Source organism: Mesorhizobium kowhaii (assembly GCF_042431665.1).
Taxonomy (GTDB): Bacteria; Pseudomonadota; Alphaproteobacteria; order Rhizobiales; family Rhizobiaceae; genus Mesorhizobium; species Mesorhizobium kowhaii.
In genome coordinates, this window is sequence record NZ_JBHLYT010000176.1 from 24,518 (window position 1) to 44,817 (window position 20,300).

Here is a 20,300-nt window from a genome sequence, read left to right on the forward strand (position 1 = left end):
ACGATCGCCATCGACCCGTCCGGGGGGTGAAACGGATCTGGCGTTCGTCGGTTCCAAATGTCGTGTCAAAATGCGGCTGAAGCGAACCTGAACTTGGGTCATTCCCCGGCGCGAATGAGGCGGAAACTTGACGTTGCATCTTCGCAACAGCGAAATGGCAGGAGCAGTTTAATGCTGCGCTGCACACCGCTTGGTGCAAGGAGTCCAGCGTCCTATATTGCGATCGGGCGGCTCCTGGTCCAGGACGAGTCGGAATGCCCAATCGGTGGGTTCGCCACAATGCTGCCCAAGGTGCGAACGCCATTTAACACCTGCCAGGCCATATTTCGCCGGCATCGTGTTTTCGGGCCGAAATTGAGGATTGACACCATATGAGCAAGGCCACTGCCACGGCGCTGGTGACGGGCGGGGCGAAACGGATCGGCAAAGCGATCGTCGAGGATCTCGCCGCCCATGGTTTTGCCGTAGCCATCCATTGCAATCGTTCGCGCAATGAGGCGGATGCAATGGCCGGGCTGATCAACCGGACCGGTGGCCGCGCCGCCGTGGTCGCCGCCGACTTGACCGATATGGACGCCGCCGGCGACCTCGTCGGTCAGGCGGAAGCAGCGCTCGGACCGCTCTCGCTGCTGGTCAACAATGCGTCGCTGTTCGAGGACGATTCGGTTCTGGACTTCGACTGGCGGGCTTGGGATCGGCACTTTGCCGTGCATGTGAAGGCGCCGGCGCTCCTGGCGCGGAACTTCACCCGGGCGTTGCCGCCGGGGCAGGAGGGCCTGATCGTCAACATCATCGATCAGCGCGTCTGGCGGCCGACGCCGCGCTATTTCTCCTATGCGCTGTCCAAGTCGACGCTGTGGACGGCCACGCAGATGATGGCGCAAGCGCTCGGTCCCCGCATCCGCGTCAATGCCATTGGCCCGGGGCCGACCCTGAAGAATGCTCGCCAGGACGACGGCGATTTTGCCGCGCAGGTCGAAGGTTTGATCCTCAAGCGCGGCCCGGAATTGCCGGAATTCGGGGCCACCATCCGCTATCTCTGGGAAGCGCGCTCTGTCACCGGCCAGATGATCGCGCTCGATGGCGGCCAGCATCTTGCATGGCAGACGCCCGATGTGACAGGCATGGCGGAATGAGTCCTGTAGACCACAAAAGCAAACCGCGCGGCGGCGCCGACGACATGCCTCCCGACATTGACCTTGAGGACGAGGCGGTGGAGGAGATCGTCGAACCCGTTGGTCCCGATGTCGCCTTTACGACCATCGACTGGACGCCGCATGCCGGCGACGCCGAAGGCATGGTCGGCGCCGAGGTGATCCAGACACTGGTCAAGCGGCTGCCCAACGCGCCTGGCGTCTACCGCATGATGAACGCCGCCGGCGATGTGCTTTATGTCGGCAAGGCGCGCAGCCTCAAGAAGCGCGTCACCAACTACGCCCAAGGCAGGTTCCACACCAGCCGTATCGGCCGCATGGTGCGCGAGACGTCGACGATGGAGTTCGTCGTCACCCGCACCGAGATCGAAGCGCTGCTGCTCGAAGCCAATCTTATCAAGCGCTTGCGGCCGCGATTCAATGTGCTGATGCGCGACGACAAGTCGTTTCCCTATATCCTCTTGACTGGCGACCATGTCTCGCCCGGCATCTACAAGCATCGCGGCGCGCGGTCGCGCAAAGGCGACTATTTCGGCCCCTTTGCCTCTGCCGGCGCGGTCGGCCGCACCATCAATTCGCTGCAGCGCGCCTTTCTGCTGCGTAGTTGCACCAACTCCTTCTACGAGAACCGGACACGGCCGTGCCTGCTCTATCAGATCAAGCGCTGCGCCGGCCCCTGCACCGGAGAGGTTTCGCACGAGGACTATGCCGAGCTGGTCGGCGAGGCGAAGGACTTCTTGTCGGGCCGCAGCCAGAAGGTGAAGACGGAAATCTCGGCCGCCATGCAGCAGGCCTCGGAAGACCTCGATTTCGAGCGCGCCGCGATCTATCGCGACCGGCTGGCGGCCCTGTCGCATGTGCAGAGCCATCAGGGCATCAACCCGGCGACCGTCGACGAGGCTGATGTCTTCGCCATCCATCAGGAAGGCGGCCAGGTCTGCATCCAGGTGTTCTTCTTCCGCACCGGACAGAACTGGGGCAACCGCGCCTATTTCCCCAAGGCCGACCCGGCGCTGGAGGGGTCGGAAGTGCTGGGCTCGTTCCTGGCGCAATTCTATGACGACAAACCGACGCCGCGCACCATTCTTCTGTCGCAGGTGGTCGAGGACCAGGAATTGCTGGCCGAGGCGCTCTCGACCCGCGCCGGCCGCAAGGTCGCGGTCTCGGTGCCGCAGCGCGGCGAGAAGAAGGACCTGACCGACAACGCCCTGCAGAACGCACGCGAGGCGCTCGGCCGCCGGCTGGCCGAAACCTCGACGCAAGGCCGGCTGCTCGCCGGTTTTGCCGAGACCTTCGGCCTGCCGAAGCCGCCGGTGCGCATCGAGGTCTACGACAACTCGCACATCATGGGCACCAATGCCGTCGGCGCCATGGTCGTCGCCGGGCCGGAAGGCTTCGTCAAGAACCAGTATCGCAAGTTCAACATCCGATCGACCGAGATCACGCCGGGCGACGATTTCGGCATGATGCGCGAGGTGATGGAGCGGCGTTTTTCGCGGCTGCTCAAGGAGCATGGCGATGTCGTCGTGGCCGACGATGCGGTAGCAGGCGAGGCGGCCGATGATATCGAGGACGACATCTCCGGCAGTTTCCCGGCCTGGCCCGACGTCATCCTGATCGACGGCGGCCAGGGTCAGATGACGGCGGTGCGCAAGATACTCTCGGATCTCGGCATCGAGGACCGTGTCGTCGCAATCGGCATCGCCAAGGGGCAGGACCGCGATGCCGGCCGCGAGCGCTTCTTCGTCAGGGGCAGGGATTCGTTTTCGTTACCGGTTCGCGATCCCGTCCTCTATTTTGTCCAGCGGCTGCGCGACGAGGTCCACCGTTTCGCCATCGGCTCGCACCGTGCGCGCCGCAAGAAGGAGATGGTCAAGAGCCCGCTCGACGAGATCAGCGGCATCGGTCCCGGCCGCAAGCGCGCCCTGCTCATGCATTTCGGCACCGCCAAGGCGGTCAGCCGTGCCGCCATCGAGGATCTGAGGAAAGTCGACGGCATTTCCGAACAGTTGGCGAAACTGGTCTACAATCATTTTCATGAGAGCTGAAAATGTATGGGAGTGTCTGCTGGGAAGGGTCGCACGGCCTGTGCTGTCTGGGCCTGTCGGGATCGGCATCTCATGGCATATGGCGCCTATGTCGCACCAAAGCGTGCTAAAGCGGCATAGATGCCTAGGAAGCCGAAGCCGCCGAGACCACCCTTGTCATGCGTGATCTGTGACAAGCGCATGAAGCGAACGCGCCACAATGGCCAGAAGCTATATTGCGGAAAGCGATGCACGAAACGTGCTGCCGAATTGCGCGCAGCGGCGCGGTTGCAGGCTTCGGGACATTGCGACGTTCTCAGGTATCCGCCGATGTTTTAGCGAGGGGGCGGGAAAGTTGCGCAATTTGTCGTGAATAATTATTTCGATGAGAGCTGATGCACGTCGCCCAAAAGTGCGCAGCGATTTTGCGGCGACGACATGCATCACACTTTCAGCACTTTTCGGCTGGCCAATCGATTTTGGCCTGTTGACCCCCTACAACAGCTTCTGATTTGAGTAGGCAGGCAGAAAGAGTTCCCCAAGACATGGCCAAGCGCGCGTTCAACCTGCCCAACATGCTGACCTACGCCCGCATCGTCGCGGTGCCGCTGGTGGTGCTGTGCTTTTTTCTCGAGGGACATCTGAAGTCGAGCGACTTCGCCCGCTGGTCGGCGCTGATCATCTTCCTGCTCGCAAGCGTGACGGATTACCTGGATGGCTATCTGGCGCGCGCCTGGCAGCAGACCTCCAACATCGGCAAGATGCTCGACCCGATCGCCGACAAGCTGCTGGTCGCCACCTGCCTGCTGCTGCTGGCGGCCGACACCGATCGTCATGCCGGTATCGCCGGCTGGTCGCTGTGGGCGGCGATCATCATCTTGTGCCGCGAAATCCTCGTCTCGGGCCTGCGCGAATATCTGGCGGCGCTCAAGGTCTCGGTGCCGGTGACGCAGCTGGCAAAATGGAAGACCGCGATCCAGATGGTCGCCATCGCCTTCCTGCTGGCTGGGCCGGCCGGCGACAAGATCTTCCCGCTGACCACCCAGACCGGGCTGGTGCTGCTGTGGATCGCGGCGCTGGTCACGCTCTATACCGGCTACGACTATTTCCGCGCCGGCCTCAAGCACATCATGGACGAGTGAGATGACGACCCGGCTCATCTATTTTGCCTGGGTGCGCGAGCGGATCGGCCTGCCTGAGGAAGACGTCGACTTGCCTGCTGGCATCGAGACGGTCGCCGACCTGCTGCGCTGGCTGAAATCGCGTGGCGAAGGCTACGAGCACGCGCTGCAATATCCCGATGTGATCCGCGTCGCCATCAACCAGGAACATGTCGAGCATCGCGAGAAGATTGCCGGCGCCCGCGAGATTGCACTGTTTCCGCCGATGACCGGGGGCTGACCCATGCCGGCCGCCGTGGTACCGACGGTGCGGATCCAGCGCGAAGATTTCGACGTCGCTGCCGAGATCGCTAGGCTGACGCAGGGCCGCGCCGATATCGGCGCCGTGGTGACCTTCTCCGGCCTTTGCCGCGACGAGCAGGGCGCGCTCTCGGCACTCGAACTCGAGCATTATCCCGGCATGGCGGAAGCCGAGATCAGCCGCATCGCCACTGAAGCGGTTCAGCGCTGGCCGCTGCAAGGCCTCACCGCCATCCACCGCCATGGCAAGATCGCGCCCGGCGACAACATCGTGCTGGTGGTGGCGGCTTCGGCGCATCGCCAGGCGGCGTTCGAGGCGGCGAACTTTCTCATGGACTACCTGAAATCGCGCGCGCCGTTCTGGAAGAAGGAGCATCGCGCTGACGGCTCCGAGGGCGGCTGGGTCGAGGCTAAGGAAGCCGACGCCAGGGCCGCACAGCGCTGGAAACCATCAGAATAAAATCCTGCCCGCAGCCATGCATTGACCGCAATCCTTTGGCCAATTGACCGCGGTTGGTCAGCTTGGGCGAGGGAGATGGTCATGCTGGACAGGATCGCGGAGTTCTTCGTCTTCGGTTTCGTGCCGCTGGTCGTCGGCATATTGGCCGTGCCGGAACTGTCTGTTGCCGCCGAGACGGCCGTGAGAGGCGAGGTGATCTATCGCGAGCGCATCGCCTTGCCGCCCAGTGCCGTGCTCTCCGTCCAGCTTGCCGACGTCTCGCTGGCCGACGCGCCGGCCACGATCATCGGCGAACAGAAAGTGAAGCCAACCGGCCAGGTGCCGATCAGCTTCGAAGTCAAATTCGACCCGTCCGTCATCCGGACGCAGATGACCTACGCGCTGCAAGCCCGCATTACCGTCGACGACAAGCTGCTGTTCATCTCCGATATGCACCATCAGGTCGATCCGCTGACCGACGTGCCGCAGACCATCGTGCTGAAGATGGTCACGCCGAGCGCCGAGCCGACGGCTTCTGTCTTTGATCAGCTCTGGCTGGTGGACTTTGTCGACGGCATTGGCGCCATCGCTGCTCCGCAAGCCACATTCAGGGTCAGCGAGGCTGGCAAGGCTGGCGGCAGCGGCCCCTGCAACACCTACTTCGCCACCGCCAAGGTCGACGGCCAGGCGATCGCGATCAGCGACATCGGCTCGACCTACAAGGCCTGCGCACCCGAGGTGATGGCTGAGGAAAAGGCGCTGTTCGATGCATTGACCAAGGCGGCGTCATACAGTGTCGGCGCCGGCAAGCTCGTCATATCAGACAAGGATGGCCGCGAGATACTGCGCTTCAGCGCCGCAAGCTAGCGCGGATTTCATCGCCAATACTTTTCCGGAATAATTCGGGCAAGAGAAGCGTTTCTCTCTCAGACATGGCGGGTAAGGCAAAAGGGATATTCTCGAATTTCCCTTCGTTGAAGCCGCCAGACCTGCTGCGGCTCGTTCTGGCTTAACCCTAAGGAGTCCAGAGATGAAAACGCACGCGCTTATCCTTGCTGCCACAGGCGTATCGCTCCTTGCTCTTGCCGGCCTTGCGAAGGCGGACGACCATCTGTTCAATGCCCTTCAGCATGGTCTCAGCGCCGATGGCCAACCCTTCCATACCAACAAGGCCGACCACAGCGGCGATCTCGCGCCTGGGCAGGGTAGTCCATTTGCAGGGGCCGATACCCAGACACCGTCCACCGACACGGCAGCAGCGAACGCCCATGCGAACGTAAAAGATCGCCAGCCGAAGTGACCAGAACCCGCCGCGGGCGGCGGCGGGCCTCTCAAGCCTTCGTTTGCTCGAACACGGCGCCGTAGTGATAGGGCGGCACCTCGACCAGTTCGACAAGCCTGAGGCCGCCCGCCTCGGCGGCCGTTGTGGTTTGTTCCGGTGACAGCCTCAATTCGGTCCTCGGTCCGCGAGGCTCGCCCTTGACGATCGTTGTTTCGCGCGGACGCTGGTGCCAGTTGACGATGGCGAAACGGCCGCCTGGGCTCAGCGCTGCCCGCACCGCGCGCGCCAAACGCGGCCGGTCCGGAACGCCGTGAAAGGCGTTGGCCATGAAGATGAAGTCGACGGGTCGAGGCACCAGCCTTGCAAGCTCATAGGCGTCGCCGGCGACAAAGTCGCAATTCGTCGCGCTACTTTCGGCCAACCGATGTCGGGCGGCCTCGAGCAGATCGGCATCGATATCGATGGCTACGACATGACTGGCTACCCTGGCCATCGGCAGCGTGAACCAGCCGTCGCCGCAGCAGAGATCGATCACTTCCATGCCTGGCTTGATCCCCGTTGCCGAAAGCACGGCAGCGGGGTCGGGCCACAGCGCCTCCCACCAACCGCTGTTCGGCATCTCTGTGCCTTGGAAGAAACCTGGAATGGCACTGGTCATATTGAGGTCGGCTCCATTGTCGGCATACATCCACTCCATGTCTCAACCCTAGTGCATGCATGGCTCAATGCTCTGTTGCAAGGCCGGCGCTGTCGGCTTGTTACGTCAGCGCCGCCGTTATCTCCTTGACCATGGCCTTGACGATCTCGATGGTCTGATCATCGGCCGGAAAACAGCATTTCCAGAGCAAGTTCCGCCAAGGTCACGTCGTTGGGTGTGCCGAAAACAGTGGTGATGTTGAGGAAGGACACAGGGCCGAGCCGTGTCGCGACGCGCAGCGGCGTCGCCAGCCGCTGCGCGCCTCCAGTCCTTCCGCTGTTTCGGAGCGTGCGCGAGACCTGACTGTTCCGCCAATGAAAAAGGCCGGCGAAACGCCGGCCCTTTTACGTGATCCAAGGTCTGGACTGTCGGCTCAGCCGACGATCTCGGTGTCCGAGAACCAGTACTTGATCTCTTCCGCGGCGGTCTCCGGCGCATCGGAGCCGTGCACCGAGTTTTCGCCGATCGACAGCGCATGCACCTTGCGGATGGTGCCTTCGGCGGCATTGGCCGGGTTGGTGGCGCCCATCACTTCGCGGTTCTTGGCAATGGCGTTCTCGCCTTCCAGCACCTGCACGATGGTCGGTGCCGACGACATGAACTCCACCAGCTCGCCGAAGAACGGACGCTCCTTGTGGACGGCGTAAAAGCCTTCCGCCTCACGGCGGCTCATCCAGACCCGGCGCGAGGCGATGACGCGCAGGCCGGCCTCTTCCAGCATCATGGTGATGGCGCCGGTGAGGTTGCGCCGGGTTGCGTCCGGCTTGATCATGGAAAAGGTGCGTTCGAGCGCCATGGGTCGTCCTTGTGATGAGAATGGAATTGAGAGTGGCGGGCTCTATACAAGCCGCCCGGCCCATTGCCAAGGGGTGAGGCCAAGGGGGCGAGGACGGTCCGCCAAGCGGACGGAAAGCCAATTGCTTGGCTTTCCGAGTGACGAACGCCCGGAGCGAGAGCGAAGGGCTGGAACGCTGCGCGTTTCTGCGCCAGGCCGGCGCCGATGAGGCGGACCGGCAGGCGAGATCGGATGGCTGTAATGCGATGCTTTGCTTGCTATAGTCGCGTGTCGGCGCCGCGCTGGAGTCGGCCCGAATGGAGACAACACGACCATGGCAGACGATCGTCAGGAACGCATTCGCAACCGCGCGCATCAGATCTGGCTGCAAGAGGGACAACCGGCTGGCCACCATGATCGCCATTGGCATCAGGCGACAGCCGACATCGACCAGGAAGATGCCGGGGGGAAATCGTCGGCAACCAAAAAGCCCGTCAAGAAGGCAGCCGGCGCCGCCAAGCCAAAAGCCGCCCCCAAGGAGGCGAAGGCTGCCGCAAAGACCAGCAAGCCCAAAAAGGCTGCGGCCAAGTAAGGCCTGGCTATCTCGCTGCTGACCTTGCTCGCAAGGGATTGACGACCCCGTGCCTGCCCTGCGGTAAGGTCAGGGGTCCAGGCGTCACGCCGCTGCCGCCACCTTTCGTGCCAGCCCGCCGTGCAGGTCGAGGCAGCGGGCGAACCATTGCGCCGCCACGTCGCTGTCGTCGAGCAGCTGGTAGGGCGAGGCTATGCGTGCCCATTGCAGGGCACCGAAGACGATGTAGTCGGCAAACAGCGGTGATGCACCGCCGATGTACGGCTGGTAGCCGAGCATTGAGCGCAGCGGCTCCAGTGCGGCGCGGAATGTTGCCAACCCGGCGTCGCGCGCGATGACGACATCTTCCAGCCGCTTGCCGAGGCGCTGCTCGCGGCTCTGGCGGAAATACACGGCGTTCTCTTCGTCCTGCATGGCGTGGAGATCGATAATCGCCGCGGTGGTGACATAGGGATGGATGGTCAGCTGCGACCAGCGCTCGACGAAGCGCGCCATCGCCTTGCCACCTTCGCCGCCAAACAGCGTCGGCCGATCCGGATAGGCTTCATCGAGATAGAGCGCGATGGCGAAGGAATCGGCGACGACCTTGTCGCCGTCTCGGATCACCGGAACGGTTTTCGAAACGCCGTCCTCGACAGCGGGCACCTCGAGAAAGCGCGTCGGTGCGGTCGAAATGGCGAGCCCCTTATGGGCAAGCGCCATCGCCACCTTCCAGCAATGCGGGCTGAACGGACGGGTCGCGTCGCGTCCGACGAGGTCATAGAGCAGAATGGTCATTGGCGGCGGCTCCCCCGCAGGTTAGGTAGGCCCCATATCGATGCGAGCCGAGGGGAAACCATGAGACAGCATTTCATGATGTTTGCGGCCTACAATCAATGGGCCAACAACCGCATCTATGATGCCGCCGCTGAGCTCGACGAAGAGGAATTCAACCGCAATGTCGGCGCCTTCTTCGGCTCGATGATGGGCACGCTCAACCATCTGCTGACAGCCGACCGCATCTGGATGAAGCGCTTCACCGGCGAGGGCGACGCGCCAACGACGCTGGACGCCATCCTGTACCGGGCCTTGCCTGGCCTGCGGATGGCGCGCGAAGCCGAGGACAGGAGGATCATCGATTGGGTCGGCGGCCTCGGCGACAAGGCTTTGACGGGCCGCTTCACCTACATGACTGTCTCGGACATGCGCACGGTCTCGCAAAGGCTGGCGCCGGCGCTGGATCATGTCTTCAACCACCAGACCCATCATCGCGGCCAGGCGCATACGATTCTGACCATCCTGGGACGGCCAAGCCTGGGGTTGGACCTGATGCTCTTCCAGCGCACCGAGGAGGGCAGGGCTTTCGCTTGATCTAGGTGACGTTTTTCGTTGAAAATCCGCAGGTTGGGCGGTCCGCGCTGACTATCGCTGCATTTTGTGCAGCAGCATTGTCTTTACGTTCGGCCACTCGGAATCGATGATGCTGAACCGGACGGAATTGCGCTTCCTGCCGTCTGGCATGATCCGCTCGTTGCGAACGATCCCCTCCTGCTTTGCCCCTATTCGCAGAATGGCTGCCCTTGACGCGACGTTCAGTTCGTCCGTGGTGAATTGCACGCGGACACACTCCATGACCTCGAATGCATGGGTCAGCAGAAGATACTTCGCCTCGGTATTGACCCCCGACCGCTGAGCCGAGCTGCTGAGCCAGCTATGCCCAATCTCCAACTTTCTATTGGTGCGATCGATCTTCCAAAACCGCGTGCTCCCGCAGAGCAGTCCCGTGCTGCGCATGACGATTGCGTAGGGCATGACGGTGCCGGCCTGTCGTCCAGCCAGGGCGTTGGCGATATATCCATCGATCGTGCCCGGTCCCGGGACCACGGTGGCCTTCAGGTTCCACAGCTCACCATCCGCTGCCGCGCTCAGAAGCCCAGACGAATGGCCCTGCTGAAGCGGCGTGAGCTCAACGGTCTTGCCGACCAGGGTGGGCTGTATGGATTGCGGGTGGGCGTCCATTGGCCGATGGTTCTCAACTTCGGACATGGCTTCTGATCGGTCGACACTCGTCGGTGGACAATCAATCCGACCAAATCGACGCTTGCGCGAACAGATTGCCGGACGTCGAAGCTCAGTAGCCGATCTCGCTGTCCAGCTGGCTCTGCGTCAAAGCGGCTTCCGCCGCGATCCACTTCTTGAACAGTGATACCTTGCGCGCCGGTAGCGTCTTGTCGGGGCAGACGAAATACCACCCCGCCGTGTTCGGGTGATGCACAGCGAATGGGGCCACCAGCCTTTCGGCGCGGATATCGCTGGCCATATACGCACGATTGGCCACGGCAAATCCCAACCCGGCAGTGGCCGCCTCGTAGGACATCATGCAAGAATCGAAATAGATGCTTTTGGTCTGCTGGAGTACGGAGCTGGCGCCGGCGAAGCCGAGCCATGATTGCCAGTTCTGGGTGCAGGTGTCGGAATGCAGCAGCGTGAAGTGGCGCAGATCTTGGGGCCTCACCTTCGACAGCGGCTTGTCGCCCAGGATTTCGTGGAAGAGTTTCCGGCTGCACACCGGTGTCAGGTCCTCCTTGAACAGGAGGTCGGCGCTGAGGTCGGGGAAACGGCCGTCGCCATAGCGGATCTCGACATCGAATTCGGATGTCGAGAATTCATGCGTGGCGTAGGAGGTCGAAACGTGCATCTCGATGTCCGGGTATTGCTGCTGGAACAGCGGCAGGCGCGGAAACAACCAGCGCGCAGCAAAAGTCGGCAACACTGAAATCTTCAACACATGCTCCTGCGATTGCCCGGTCGCTTCCATGCTGGCGGCAACGATTCGCTCCAGCGCCTCGCGAACGCGCGAGACATAGGTCTCGCCCTCCGGCGTCAGCGACACCGCATTGCCGCCACGCAGGAAGATCTTGAAGCGAAGCTGGTCCTCCAGGCTTTTGACGCGCTGGCTGACCGCGGAAGCGGTGATGAACTGCTCTTCGCCGGCGCGCGTGAAATTCCTGTGCCTCGCAGCACTCTCCACGATTTTCAGCGAATTGAGGTTGACCTGACTGAGCAGACGCACGGTTTCGACCTTAAGCTGGGCTTACGCTAGCACTAGCATTCCTAATTTTACAGGGGTGGGTGAACTAATTGACTGTTTACCAAGTGTTGCCCCCATCCTGGAGAAGTACAATGAACGCCCATACCATTCCCGAACTGCGTTATGCGATGAGCCGCGAAGCCATCATCGGCCACGAAACCGCCTGGAAAGTGTCGAGTTTCGGCGTCGCGCAATATCTGCACGGCTATGACCCGGCTCTGCTTGCCGCAATTGAGGAGGCTGCACTGAAGCTCAAAGCCAGCCATGCCGTGCACAAGCATCTCGACTTGACCTTCATCACCGGCGCCGACCGTTTTATCCCTGAGATCAAGGAGTTGCTGCATGACAAGCTGCGCCTGGAGCAGCTGTCCGACATGATGGGCACCAAGCTGGAGCCGTATCCGCTGTCGATCGTCGGCTCGACGGTGACCTTCATGAATCCCAAGGACGGCGCCGTGGAATGGCATTGCGATGGCGTTCCGGTCACCGAGCTCATTCCGCTGTCGATCAGCAATCCGCTGGTCGGCGGCCACCTCGAAATCTACTGCGACGACTCCGAAACCGGCCGCGCCATCCTCGAATCCGGCCGCGAGATTCCGCGCAACCGTGTCATGCGCATCGATCACAAAATGAATTACGCGACGCTTGGGCAGTTTCTCGGGGTCCTGCACCGCACCGCGCCGATCCGATTCGGCGAGCGCGTCACGCTGGTGCTCAACCAGCGCTCGGTGGCCAAGCCCTACGTCGACGACAACCGCATGTTCTATCTCGCCGCGGACAACGACCATGACCGCGAATGGGTCAACGAACTGGCCGAAGACGTCTGGACCAACCAGTTGCCGGCCTATCGCCGGTTTGAGGAAGAGCATCCCGTCCCGGTGTCGTCCGAGACGCCGGCTCCGGGCGGAGCAAGGGAATCATGGTAAGGAACCACGATCCCGAAAAGTGGGAACCGGTTTTCGGACAGGATCATGGTCAAACACAGAGATAGAGCCCCATGCCTATTCTTTCGGCATGGATCTGGCTCGATATCCGCGCTGGTCTTTGCTGCCGGAGCGGTGGCGTTGTGGTCGACCAATGCGCTGGTCGGCAAATCCCTGCTGGCCAGCCATCCGGTGTCGCAGGTACAGTTCCTGCAATTTACAGGCGCTGCACTCGTCTTCGCCGCCATCCGGTTGAGGAGCCGGGAAAGAGCCGCGCCGGTCTCGGCCGGGGCCGCGCTCGTGTCTCTCGCGGTCGGCTTCATCGGTCTGGTCGGCACCATGGTGCTGCAATACATCGCTTTCGCCTCGATGCCGGTGATCGAGGCCAATCTGGTGGCCTACACCTGGCCGTTGATGGTCGCGGCGGCGGTCATCACTTTGGACAATCCGCGGCGCCCGGCACTGCTGGGCCTCGCCGCGGTCGTGGGCTTCATCGGCGTTGCTCTGGTGATTTCGGGAGGGCGCAACCAATCCTGGCTCCAGGGCGATTTCGTCGGCTATGTCGCCGCATTCGGGTCCGCACTGTGCATGGCCTTCTATTCGATCATGGTGGGACGGGTTGCCACCTCGCCGGATCGTCTGTTGCTGCCATCGTCGCTGATCGGTGTCGCCTTGACGTTTTTGTGGTGCGCTCGCGACGGCTTCGCCTGGCCCGTCGGGACGGACCTCGTTTTCGGCCTCTATCTCGGCGCCGGTCCGATGGGGTTGGGCTACTACTTCTGGTCGCGCGCCTTGAAGCTCGAAGGCAGCGGCAAGGTCGCGGTCGTCGCCTATCTGACGCCGATCGCCTCGACGCTGCTGCTGACCCTGTCCGGCGAAAGGCTGACGATGACGGCCATTGTCGGAGCCGTCCTTGTCATCGGCAGTTGCGTCGCGGTCGGCGTGGAGCGTTCGGAGGCCGAGAACCATGTTTGACGAAAATGAGCGTCTGGCCAGGCAGGAAGCGCATTGGCTGATCAAGGAATTTGGCGCCGAGGCACCGCTTTATGCCGCTATGAAAGCCGAAAAGGCCATAGAACAAAAGGATTTCAGGCGTTGCGCCCGGTGGAAGCGTATTCTAGAGATATTGGCCGACGGCCATGCTGCGAAGTCTGCTAGTCCCAAGTATTAGATTTTCTAATTTGCGCGTCGTCGATTTTCCATGAAAGATAATTGTTGCGAGTCTTGATTCATTTTTGAGACTTGGCGGTCCGTTGGGGGACGGGGTTGAGGAGATACATAGACATAAGTCTTCGCTGGGGTGGATGACTTTGTCGCAAATAGGATGAAAGAATTGTCAAATATCGATGATAAGACCGTTATCGAACTGACGGCCGATATTGTCTCGGCCTATATAGGCAACAATCCGCTTCCGGCTTCCGGTCTGCCGGAGCTAATTGCCAGCGTCAGCGCTTCGGTTCGCAAGCTGGCTGGTGCGCCTGTCACGGAAAGCCCAAGCCTGGTTCCGGCCGTGAACCCGAAGAAGTCGGTGTTTCCCGACTACATCATCTGCCTTGAGGACGGAAAGAAGTTCAAGTCGCTCAAGCGACACCTCAGGACTGACTATGGCCTGAGCCCGGACGACTACCGGGCCAAATGGGGCTTGCCGCCGGACTATCCGATGGTTGCGCCAAACTATTCGGCGACACGGTCGGCGCTGGCAAAGTCGACAGGACTTGGCCGCAAACCGGCAGCAGCGCCGGCCGTCGTAGCCAAGGCGACGAAGCGCAAGGCGACTGCCTGAGCGCTGCTTGACCGGGTAGGCAGGCTGATCGGCTGCCTTGACGGCGCCCTTGCGGGCGTCGTTTTCAGGCCTTGTGCGGCCAACTGGCCCACAAGGTCTTGCGAAGCGTTGATGTCCGGTGCAAAAGCGCGGCCATGCTGATCATCAACGACCTTTCGCTCCGCATGGCCGGACGCCTGCTTCTCGACCACGCCTCGCTGACCTTGCCGGCTGGCACCAAGGCCGGTCTTGTCGGTCGCAACGGCACCGGCAAGACGACGCTGTTCAAGGCCATCACCGGTGACCTGGCTTCCGAGACCGGCTCGATCAGCCTGCCCAAGAACACGCGCATCGGCCAGGTGGCGCAGGAAGCGCCCGGCACCGAGGACGCGCTGATCGAGATTGTGCTCAAGGCCGATCTCGAGCGCACTGCGTTGCTCGAAGAGGAAAAGACCGCCACCGATCCGCACCGCATCGCCGACATCCACATGCGGTTGGCCGACATCGACGCGCACTCAGCCGAGTCTCGCGCGGCCACCATTCTTGCCGGTCTCGGCTTCGATGATGCTGCGCAGCGCCGCCCGGCCTCGTCCTTCTCCGGCGGCTGGCGCATGCGCGTGGCGCTTGCGGCGGTGCTGTTCGCTGAGCCCGACCTTTTGCTCCTCGACGAGCCGACCAATTATCTCGACCTCGAAGGCACGCTGTGGCTGGAAAACTATGTGTCGAAGTATCCGCACACAGTACTTCTGATCTCGCACGACCGCGACCTGCTCAATCGCGCCGTCAATTCGATCGTTCATCTCGACCAGAAGAAGCTGACCTTCTGGCGCGGCGGTTATGACCAGTTCGAGCGCCAGTATACCGAGCAGAAGGAACTGCAGGAGAAGGGCAGGGTCAAGCAGGAAGCCGCCCGCAAGCATATGGAATCCTTCGTCGAACGCTTCCGCGCCAAGGCCTCGAAGGCAAGACAGGCGCAGTCGCGCATCAAGGCGCTGGAGAGGATGAAGCCGATCGCCGCGATCGTCAACGACGCGGTGCGGCCATTCTCCTTCCCCGAGCCGGTGAAGACGGTGGCCTCGCCGATCGTGGCGCTGAACAACGTCAATGTCGGCTACACCGAAGGGCAGCCGATCCTCAAGAAGATGACGCTGCGCATCGATGCCGACGACCGCATCGCGCTGCTTGGCGCCAACGGCAACGGCAAGTCGACCTTCGCCAAATTGCTGTCCGGCCGGCTGAAGCAGGAGACCGGCACGATGACGGTGGCGCCCGGCCTGAAGGTGGCGATCTTTGCCCAGCACCAGCTCGACGATCTCCGGCCTGACGAAAACGCCTATGAGCATGTGCGCCGGCTGATGCCGGAGGCGCCGGAATCCAAGGTGCGCGGCCGTGTCGCCCGGTTCGGCCTCACCACCGAAAAGATGAACACCGCCGCAAAGGATCTGTCCGGTGGCGAGAAGGCGCGGCTTCTGATGGGCCTGTCGGCCTTCGAGGGACCGAACCTGTTCATCCTCGACGAGCCGACCAACCATCTCGACATCGACAGCCGCGAATCGCTGATCCATGCGCTGAACGAATTTCCCGGTGCGGTGATCCTGATCTCGCACGATCGCCACCTGCTGGAGGCGACCGCTGACCGGCTGTGGCTGGTCAAGGACGGCGCGGTCAACCCCTATGACGGCGACCTCGAGGACTACAAGACGCTGGTCACCGGTGTGTCCGGCGACCGCCGCGGCAAGCGCGAGGCGGACAAGGCGTCAAAGGCCGACCGCCGCCGCGATGCGGCAGCGCGCCGCGCCGCCTTCGAGCCGCTGGCCAAGGAAATCCGCGCCACCGAAGCGCTGATGGACCGCATCCGCAAGCGCATCGACGGCATCGAGGACGAGCTGTCCAATCCGGCCGTCTACGAGAAGGATCCCTCGACGGCGACGCGACTGGCCAAGGAGCGCTCGCAACTGGCCCAGACGCTGGCCGGCCACGAGGAAAAATGGCTGACCATGTCGGCCGAGTATGAGGAAGGCACGGCGGAGTAGGTATGTCGAAGGAATCTTGGATTGGGGCTGCGAAGGTTTTGGCGATCAATCCAGGGGCTGTCGTAAAATGCCCTGAATGCGGAGAAGGCAATCTGGTTGTCGTCGACGCGGGGGCAGGGGCCGCGCATGTCGAGCGCCATATGCATTGCCCAAAATGCGGCGCCTACAATGCGCTCTTCAAGCGAACCGACGGCGTGTAACTGGCCCTACACGCCGCGCCCGAAAGCCGTTAGACAAGTGCCATGAACCAGCACGCCAAGCTCAGAATCGGCCATTCGGCCTGTCCGCACGATTGCCCGTCGACCTGCGCGCTCGAGGTCGAGCTGCTCGATGGCAACCGCATCGGCCGCGTCCATGGCGCCAAAGCCAACAGCTATACGGCAGGCGTCATCTGCGCCAAGGTCGCGCGCTATGCCGACCGTGTCCATCATCCCGACCGTTTGCTGAAGCCGCTGGTGCGGGCCGGCGCCAAGGGCGACGGCGCCTGGAAGGAAGCAAGCTGGGAGGCCGCGCTCGACCTCGTCGCCGAAAAATTCATCGCGGCCGAGGAGAAATACGGCTCGGAGACGGTCTGGCCCTATTACTATGCCGGCACGATGGGGCTGGTGCAGCGCGACGGTATCGACCGGCTGCGCCACGCCAAGAAGTACTCCGGCTTCTTCGGCTCGATCTGCACCAATCTGGCCTGGACTGGCTGGATGATGGGGGCCGGCGCCCTACGCGGGCCCGATCCGCGCGAGATGGCGAAATCCGATTGCGTGGTGATCTGGGGCACCAATGCAGTGGTCACCCAGGTCAACGTCATGACCCACGCCATCAAGGCACGCAAGACGCGTGGCGCCAGGATCGTCGTCATCGACGTCTATGAGAACGCGACGATGAAGCAGGCCGATCTCGGCCTGGTGCTGAAGCCCGGCACCGACGGCGCGCTGGCCTGCGCGGTCATGCATGTCCTGTTCAGGGAAGGCATGGCCGACCGCGCCTATCTCGAAAAGTACACGGACGATCCGAAAGGGCTGGAAGAGCATCTGAGGACTCGCACACCGGAATGGGCAGCGGCCATTACCGGTTTGACGGTCGCCGAGATCGAGGCGTTTGCCCGGCTCGTCGGCACGACAAAGAAGACCTATTTCCGCCTCGGCTATGGTTTTGCGCGCCAGCGCAACGGCTCGGTCAACATGCACGCGGCCGCCTCCATCGCCGCCGTCACCGGCTGCTGGCAATATGAGGGCGGCGGCGCCTTCCATTCCAATTCCGGCATCTTCAAGCTCAACCAGGATGTGCTGGAAGGCACCAAGATGCGCGATCCCTTGATTCGCTATCTCGACCATTCGCGCATCGGCCCTGTGCTGACCGGGGCGAAGGACGCGCTCTATGGTGGCCCACCGGTGACGGCGATGCTGATCCAGAACACCAATCCGGCCAATGTCGCGCCCGAACAGCGGCTGGTGAAGCAGGGTTTTCTGCGCGACGACCTGTTCACCTGCGTGCACGAGCAGTTCATGACCGACACGGCAAAGCTCGCCGATGTCGTGTTGCCGGCGACGATGTTCCTCGAACACGACGACATCTACAAGGGCGGCGGCAACCAGCACATCACGCTCGGCCCCAAGCTGATCGACCCGCCGGAAGGACCACGCACCAACCATTTCGTCATCGAGGAACTGGCGCAGCGCCTCGGCGTCGCCGACCGACCGGGCTTCGGCCTGACCGAGCAGCAGCATATCGACATCATCCTCGGCAAGCGCGGGCTGGGCAGCTTCGACAGCTTGAAGGAAGACAAGTGGGTCGACCTGCAGCCGGATTTCGACACCGCGCATTTCATCAAGGGATTTGGCCATGCGGACGGGAAATTCCGCTTCCGCGCCGACTGGACCGGGCAGGCGGCCCCCAACCGGCCGCCGAGGAGCATGGGCTTGTTCGGACCGGTGGAGCGGCTGCCGGAATTCCCCGACCATGTCGACCTGATCGAGGTCGCCGATGAGGCACATCCGTTCCGGCTGGCGACATCGCCGGCGCGCAATTTCCTCAACTCGACATTTTCGGAAACACCTGTGTCGAAGGCCAAGGAAGTGCGGCCGGAACTGCTTCTGCATCCCGACGATGCGGCGGCCCATGGGCTCGCCAACGGCGACCGTGTCGAGGTCGGCAACCAGCGCGGCGAAGTGGTGCTGCACACAAAACTGTTCGATGGCATCAAGCGCGGCGTCGTCATCGCCGAAGGCATCTGGCCAAACAGCGCGCATGAGCGCGGCGAAGGCATCAACGTGCTGACCGGCGCCGATGCGCCGGCTCCCTATGGTGGCGCTGCCTTCCACGACAACAAGGTGTGGCTGCGCGCGGCAAGCTGAGGCTGAAGAGAGCTCCGCTCCTCTCGCGCCAATTCATACCGGCAGGATTTCGGCCACCTTCTTTCGGTCTTGTCGCAGCCGGATGTCGTCGGCGATCTGCTCGGCCTCGATCGAGATTTCGCGCAGCAATCCGGTGACCGGATTGTGGAAGCCGATGAGATATAGGCCGAGCTCCGAAGCCCTCGCATTGACGCCGCTGCGACCCGGCTGGATGCCGGGCCCCAGCAACCTGGCGTAGCCCGGCCGGAAGCCTGTCGCGAAGATGATCGCATCGAACTCGCCATGCTTGCCGTCGGCAAAATGGGCGCCTCGTTCGGTGATCTTGGCAATGTCGGGTGCGATCTTGATCGCGCCTTCGCGGATCTTGCGGACCGTGCCGACATCGATCATCGGGATGCGCGCCGCCACGGCGATCTGCTGCAACATCCCTTGCTTCGGCCGCCTGAGCCCATATTTCTCCAGCCTGCCCAGCGCCAGATCGAGGATGACGGGGAACAAGGCATCATTGATGCGTTGGGGCATCAGGCGCGACGCCATGCCGATCATCTGGATGGGCACGCCAAGCAGCTCGCGCGGCACGATATGAACGCCGCCGCGCACCGAAATCGTCGGTCGCGCGCCGCCTTCCACCAGGTCGAGCGCAATCTCGGCGCCGGTGTTGCCCATGCCGACGATCAGCACCGACTGGCCGGCAAAAGGCGTGGCGTTGCGATAGTCGGCGCTGTGCAGCCTTTGACCCCTGAAGGCATCGGTGCCGGCAAATCCGGGCATCAGCGGCTCGGCATTATTGCCCGACCCGATCACTACGTGAGAGGCATGCAGGGTGCCGGATGTCGCTTCGACATGCCAGCCTCTGCCTTGCCGGGTGATCGCCCGCACTGTCTCACCAAATCGGGGACGCAAGTCGAAGCGCTGCGCATAAGCGTCGAGGTAGTCGGCGAAGAGATCGCGCGGCACGTAGCGTGGATAATTCCTGGGAAAGGGTACGAAGGGCAGCGAGGAATAACGTTTGGTCGTGTGCAGGTGGACGCGCTCATAGTGGCGTCGCCAGGCGGGCGCGGTCTGCTCCTCTTTTTCGAAGATGACGAAGTCGACCCCTGTCTGCCGCAGGCATGCAGCAATGGCCAGGCCTGCCGGCCCGGCACCGATGATTGCAACTGGGTCGTCCAAGCGCGCCTCCGCCGCCGAATTCGTGGCGCCGAGAATGTCAGAAACATGGCGGGCAGGCGAGGGCTTGCCTGCCAGCAAACCTCATCCGGGTAAGGCCACCGTCAGCCCGATCTTGACGCGGTCCATGGCGACGAAAGTGCGGAACTTCCGCACATTGTTGCTGTCGAAGAACAGTTTTCGCGTCAGCGCCTCATAGGCGCCCATGTCGGCCACGGTGATGACCAGGATGAAATCGGCCTCGCCGGTGACGTAGTAGCATTGCTGCACTTCCGGCGCGGCCGAGAATTGCCGCTTGGCCGCGTCGATCAGCTCGGTGCGCTCGCTCTCGAGCTCCACCTCGACGAAGATGGTGATGGGCTGGCCGACCGCCGCCGGCTCGACCACGGCGACGTTGCCGGCAATGACACCGGTCTGTTCCATGCGCTTGATGCGGCGCTGCACCGCCGGCGCCGACAGGTTGACCGCTTCGCCGATCAGCCGCTGCGGCGTCGTGTTGTCCCGCTGCAGGATGGCAAGGATGGCGAGATCGAAACTGTCGAGTGAGGGTGGCGATGCCGGCAATGGAGAGATCCTGACGAAACAATCTTGCATTTCGAGGGTCGTA

Annotated in this window: 22 protein-coding genes; 15 read left to right on the forward strand and 7 right to left on the reverse strand. The window is 62.5% G+C overall.

What is annotated here, in order from left to right; all coding sequences use genetic code 11:
* Positions 1 to 371: 371 nt before the first annotated feature.
* The 7 genes from ACFFNA_RS37065 to ACFFNA_RS37095 all read left to right on the forward strand — a co-directional run bounded on the left by ACFFNA_RS37065 (position 372) and on the right by ACFFNA_RS37095 (position 6,341).
* Positions 372 to 1,136 (forward strand): SDR family oxidoreductase, encoded by a 765-nt coding sequence (locus ACFFNA_RS37065; RefSeq protein ID WP_111549272.1) that lies wholly within the window; start codon positions 372 to 374, stop codon positions 1,134 to 1,136.
* Positions 1,133 to 3,202, forward strand: coding sequence for an excinuclease ABC subunit UvrC (gene uvrC / locus ACFFNA_RS37070; protein WP_378925014.1), 2,070 nt, complete (start codon positions 1,133 to 1,135; stop codon positions 3,200 to 3,202). The genes ACFFNA_RS37065 and uvrC overlap by 4 nt, the downstream gene beginning before the upstream one ends.
* A 524-nt stretch (positions 3,203 to 3,726) precedes the next feature.
* Positions 3,727 to 4,323: a CDP-diacylglycerol--glycerol-3-phosphate 3-phosphatidyltransferase gene (gene pgsA / locus ACFFNA_RS37075; RefSeq protein WP_027034531.1), complete on the forward strand. Its 597-nt coding sequence runs from the start codon at positions 3,727 to 3,729 to the stop codon at positions 4,321 to 4,323.
* Between the two features lies 1 nt (position 4,324).
* Positions 4,325 to 4,582, forward strand: coding sequence for a molybdopterin converting factor subunit 1 (gene moaD / locus ACFFNA_RS37080; protein WP_111549274.1), 258 nt, complete (start codon positions 4,325 to 4,327; stop codon positions 4,580 to 4,582).
* A gap of 3 nt (positions 4,583 to 4,585) precedes the next feature.
* Positions 4,586 to 5,062, forward strand: a complete 477-nt coding sequence (locus ACFFNA_RS37085) for a molybdenum cofactor biosynthesis protein MoaE (protein ID WP_378925017.1) — start codon at positions 4,586 to 4,588, stop codon at positions 5,060 to 5,062.
* Positions 5,063 to 5,143: 81 nt separating this feature from the next.
* Positions 5,144 to 5,908: a YbaY family lipoprotein gene (locus ACFFNA_RS37090; protein ID WP_378925019.1), complete on the forward strand. Its 765-nt coding sequence runs from the start codon at positions 5,144 to 5,146 to the stop codon at positions 5,906 to 5,908.
* 163 nt (positions 5,909 to 6,071) lie between these two features.
* Positions 6,072 to 6,341 carry a hypothetical protein gene (locus ACFFNA_RS37095; protein WP_378925021.1) on the forward strand — a complete coding sequence of 90 codons (270 nt, stop codon included), beginning with the start codon at positions 6,072 to 6,074 and terminating at the stop codon, positions 6,339 to 6,341.
* Between the two features lie 31 nt (positions 6,342 to 6,372).
* On the opposite strand, the gene ACFFNA_RS37100 is transcribed toward ACFFNA_RS37095, so the two are convergent.
* Together ACFFNA_RS37100 and ndk are read right to left on the reverse strand one after the other, a co-directional pair.
* Positions 6,373 to 7,020, reverse strand: coding sequence for a class I SAM-dependent methyltransferase (locus tag ACFFNA_RS37100; protein ID WP_378925023.1), 648 nt, complete (start codon positions 7,018 to 7,020; stop codon positions 6,373 to 6,375).
* Between the two features lie 373 nt (positions 7,021 to 7,393).
* On the reverse strand, positions 7,394 to 7,816 hold the full coding sequence (ndk, locus tag ACFFNA_RS37105; RefSeq protein WP_111549276.1) for a nucleoside-diphosphate kinase: 423 nt from the start codon (positions 7,814 to 7,816) through the stop codon (positions 7,394 to 7,396).
* Positions 7,817 to 8,129: 313 nt separating this feature from the next.
* Between ndk and ACFFNA_RS37110 the strand changes: the two genes are divergently transcribed.
* On the forward strand, positions 8,130 to 8,387 hold the full coding sequence (locus tag ACFFNA_RS37110) for a DUF2934 domain-containing protein (RefSeq protein ID WP_111549277.1): 258 nt from the start codon (positions 8,130 to 8,132) through the stop codon (positions 8,385 to 8,387).
* A gap of 84 nt (positions 8,388 to 8,471) precedes the next feature.
* On the opposite strand, the gene ACFFNA_RS37115 is transcribed toward ACFFNA_RS37110, so the two are convergent.
* Positions 8,472 to 9,164 (reverse strand): glutathione S-transferase family protein, encoded by a 693-nt coding sequence (locus tag ACFFNA_RS37115; protein ID WP_378925026.1) that lies wholly within the window; start codon positions 9,162 to 9,164, stop codon positions 8,472 to 8,474.
* Positions 9,165 to 9,224: 60 nt separating this feature from the next.
* On the opposite strand from ACFFNA_RS37115, the gene ACFFNA_RS37120 reads away from it, so the two are divergent.
* A complete protein-coding gene (locus tag ACFFNA_RS37120; RefSeq protein ID WP_378925028.1) occupies positions 9,225 to 9,737 on the forward strand; it encodes a DinB family protein in 513 nt (170 codons plus the stop codon).
* A gap of 51 nt (positions 9,738 to 9,788) precedes the next feature.
* On the opposite strand, the gene ACFFNA_RS37125 is transcribed toward ACFFNA_RS37120, so the two are convergent.
* Together ACFFNA_RS37125 and ACFFNA_RS37130 are read right to left on the reverse strand one after the other, a co-directional pair.
* On the reverse strand, positions 9,789 to 10,412 hold the full coding sequence (locus ACFFNA_RS37125; RefSeq protein ID WP_378925030.1) for a GNAT family N-acetyltransferase: 624 nt from the start codon (positions 10,410 to 10,412) through the stop codon (positions 9,789 to 9,791).
* Positions 10,413 to 10,497: 85 nt separating this feature from the next.
* Complete coding sequence (locus tag ACFFNA_RS37130) at positions 10,498 to 11,439, reverse strand: LysR substrate-binding domain-containing protein (RefSeq protein WP_378925032.1); 942 nt, start codon at positions 11,437 to 11,439, stop codon at positions 10,498 to 10,500.
* Between the two features lie 110 nt (positions 11,440 to 11,549).
* Between ACFFNA_RS37130 and ACFFNA_RS37135 the strand changes: the two genes are divergently transcribed.
* From ACFFNA_RS37135 to ACFFNA_RS37160, 6 genes are all read left to right on the forward strand, one after another.
* Positions 11,550 to 12,383, forward strand: coding sequence for a hypothetical protein (locus tag ACFFNA_RS37135; RefSeq protein ID WP_378925034.1), 834 nt, complete (start codon positions 11,550 to 11,552; stop codon positions 12,381 to 12,383).
* A 45-nt stretch (positions 12,384 to 12,428) separates the two neighbouring features.
* The gene (locus ACFFNA_RS37140) at positions 12,429 to 13,355 is read left to right on the forward strand and encodes a DMT family transporter (protein WP_378925036.1); all 927 of its coding nucleotides are present in this window, start codon (positions 12,429 to 12,431) and stop codon (positions 13,353 to 13,355) included.
* A complete protein-coding gene (locus tag ACFFNA_RS37145) occupies positions 13,348 to 13,551 on the forward strand; it encodes a hypothetical protein (RefSeq protein WP_111549283.1) in 204 nt (67 codons plus the stop codon). The genes ACFFNA_RS37140 and ACFFNA_RS37145 overlap by 8 nt, the downstream gene beginning before the upstream one ends.
* A 153-nt stretch (positions 13,552 to 13,704) precedes the next feature.
* Positions 13,705 to 14,163, forward strand: a complete 459-nt coding sequence (locus tag ACFFNA_RS37150) for a Ros/MucR family transcriptional regulator (RefSeq protein WP_167458844.1) — start codon at positions 13,705 to 13,707, stop codon at positions 14,161 to 14,163.
* A 134-nt stretch (positions 14,164 to 14,297) separates the two neighbouring features.
* A complete protein-coding gene (locus ACFFNA_RS37155; protein ID WP_378925039.1) occupies positions 14,298 to 16,175 on the forward strand; it encodes an ABC-F family ATP-binding cassette domain-containing protein in 1,878 nt (625 codons plus the stop codon).
* 242 nt (positions 16,176 to 16,417) lie between these two features.
* Positions 16,418 to 18,526 carry a molybdopterin-containing oxidoreductase family protein gene (locus ACFFNA_RS37160; RefSeq protein ID WP_378925041.1) on the forward strand — a complete coding sequence of 703 codons (2,109 nt, stop codon included), beginning with the start codon at positions 16,418 to 16,420 and terminating at the stop codon, positions 18,524 to 18,526.
* A gap of 33 nt (positions 18,527 to 18,559) precedes the next feature.
* Here ACFFNA_RS37160 and ACFFNA_RS37165 read toward each other — a convergent pair whose 3' ends face one another.
* Together ACFFNA_RS37165 and ACFFNA_RS37170 are read right to left on the reverse strand one after the other, a co-directional pair.
* Complete coding sequence (locus tag ACFFNA_RS37165; RefSeq protein WP_378925043.1) at positions 18,560 to 19,696, reverse strand: flavin-containing monooxygenase; 1,137 nt, start codon at positions 19,694 to 19,696, stop codon at positions 18,560 to 18,562.
* Positions 19,697 to 19,777: 81 nt separating this feature from the next.
* Positions 19,778 to 20,257: an Lrp/AsnC family transcriptional regulator gene (locus ACFFNA_RS37170; RefSeq protein ID WP_378925045.1), complete on the reverse strand. Its 480-nt coding sequence runs from the start codon at positions 20,255 to 20,257 to the stop codon at positions 19,778 to 19,780.
* Between the last annotated feature and the right edge of the window lie 43 nt (positions 20,258 to 20,300).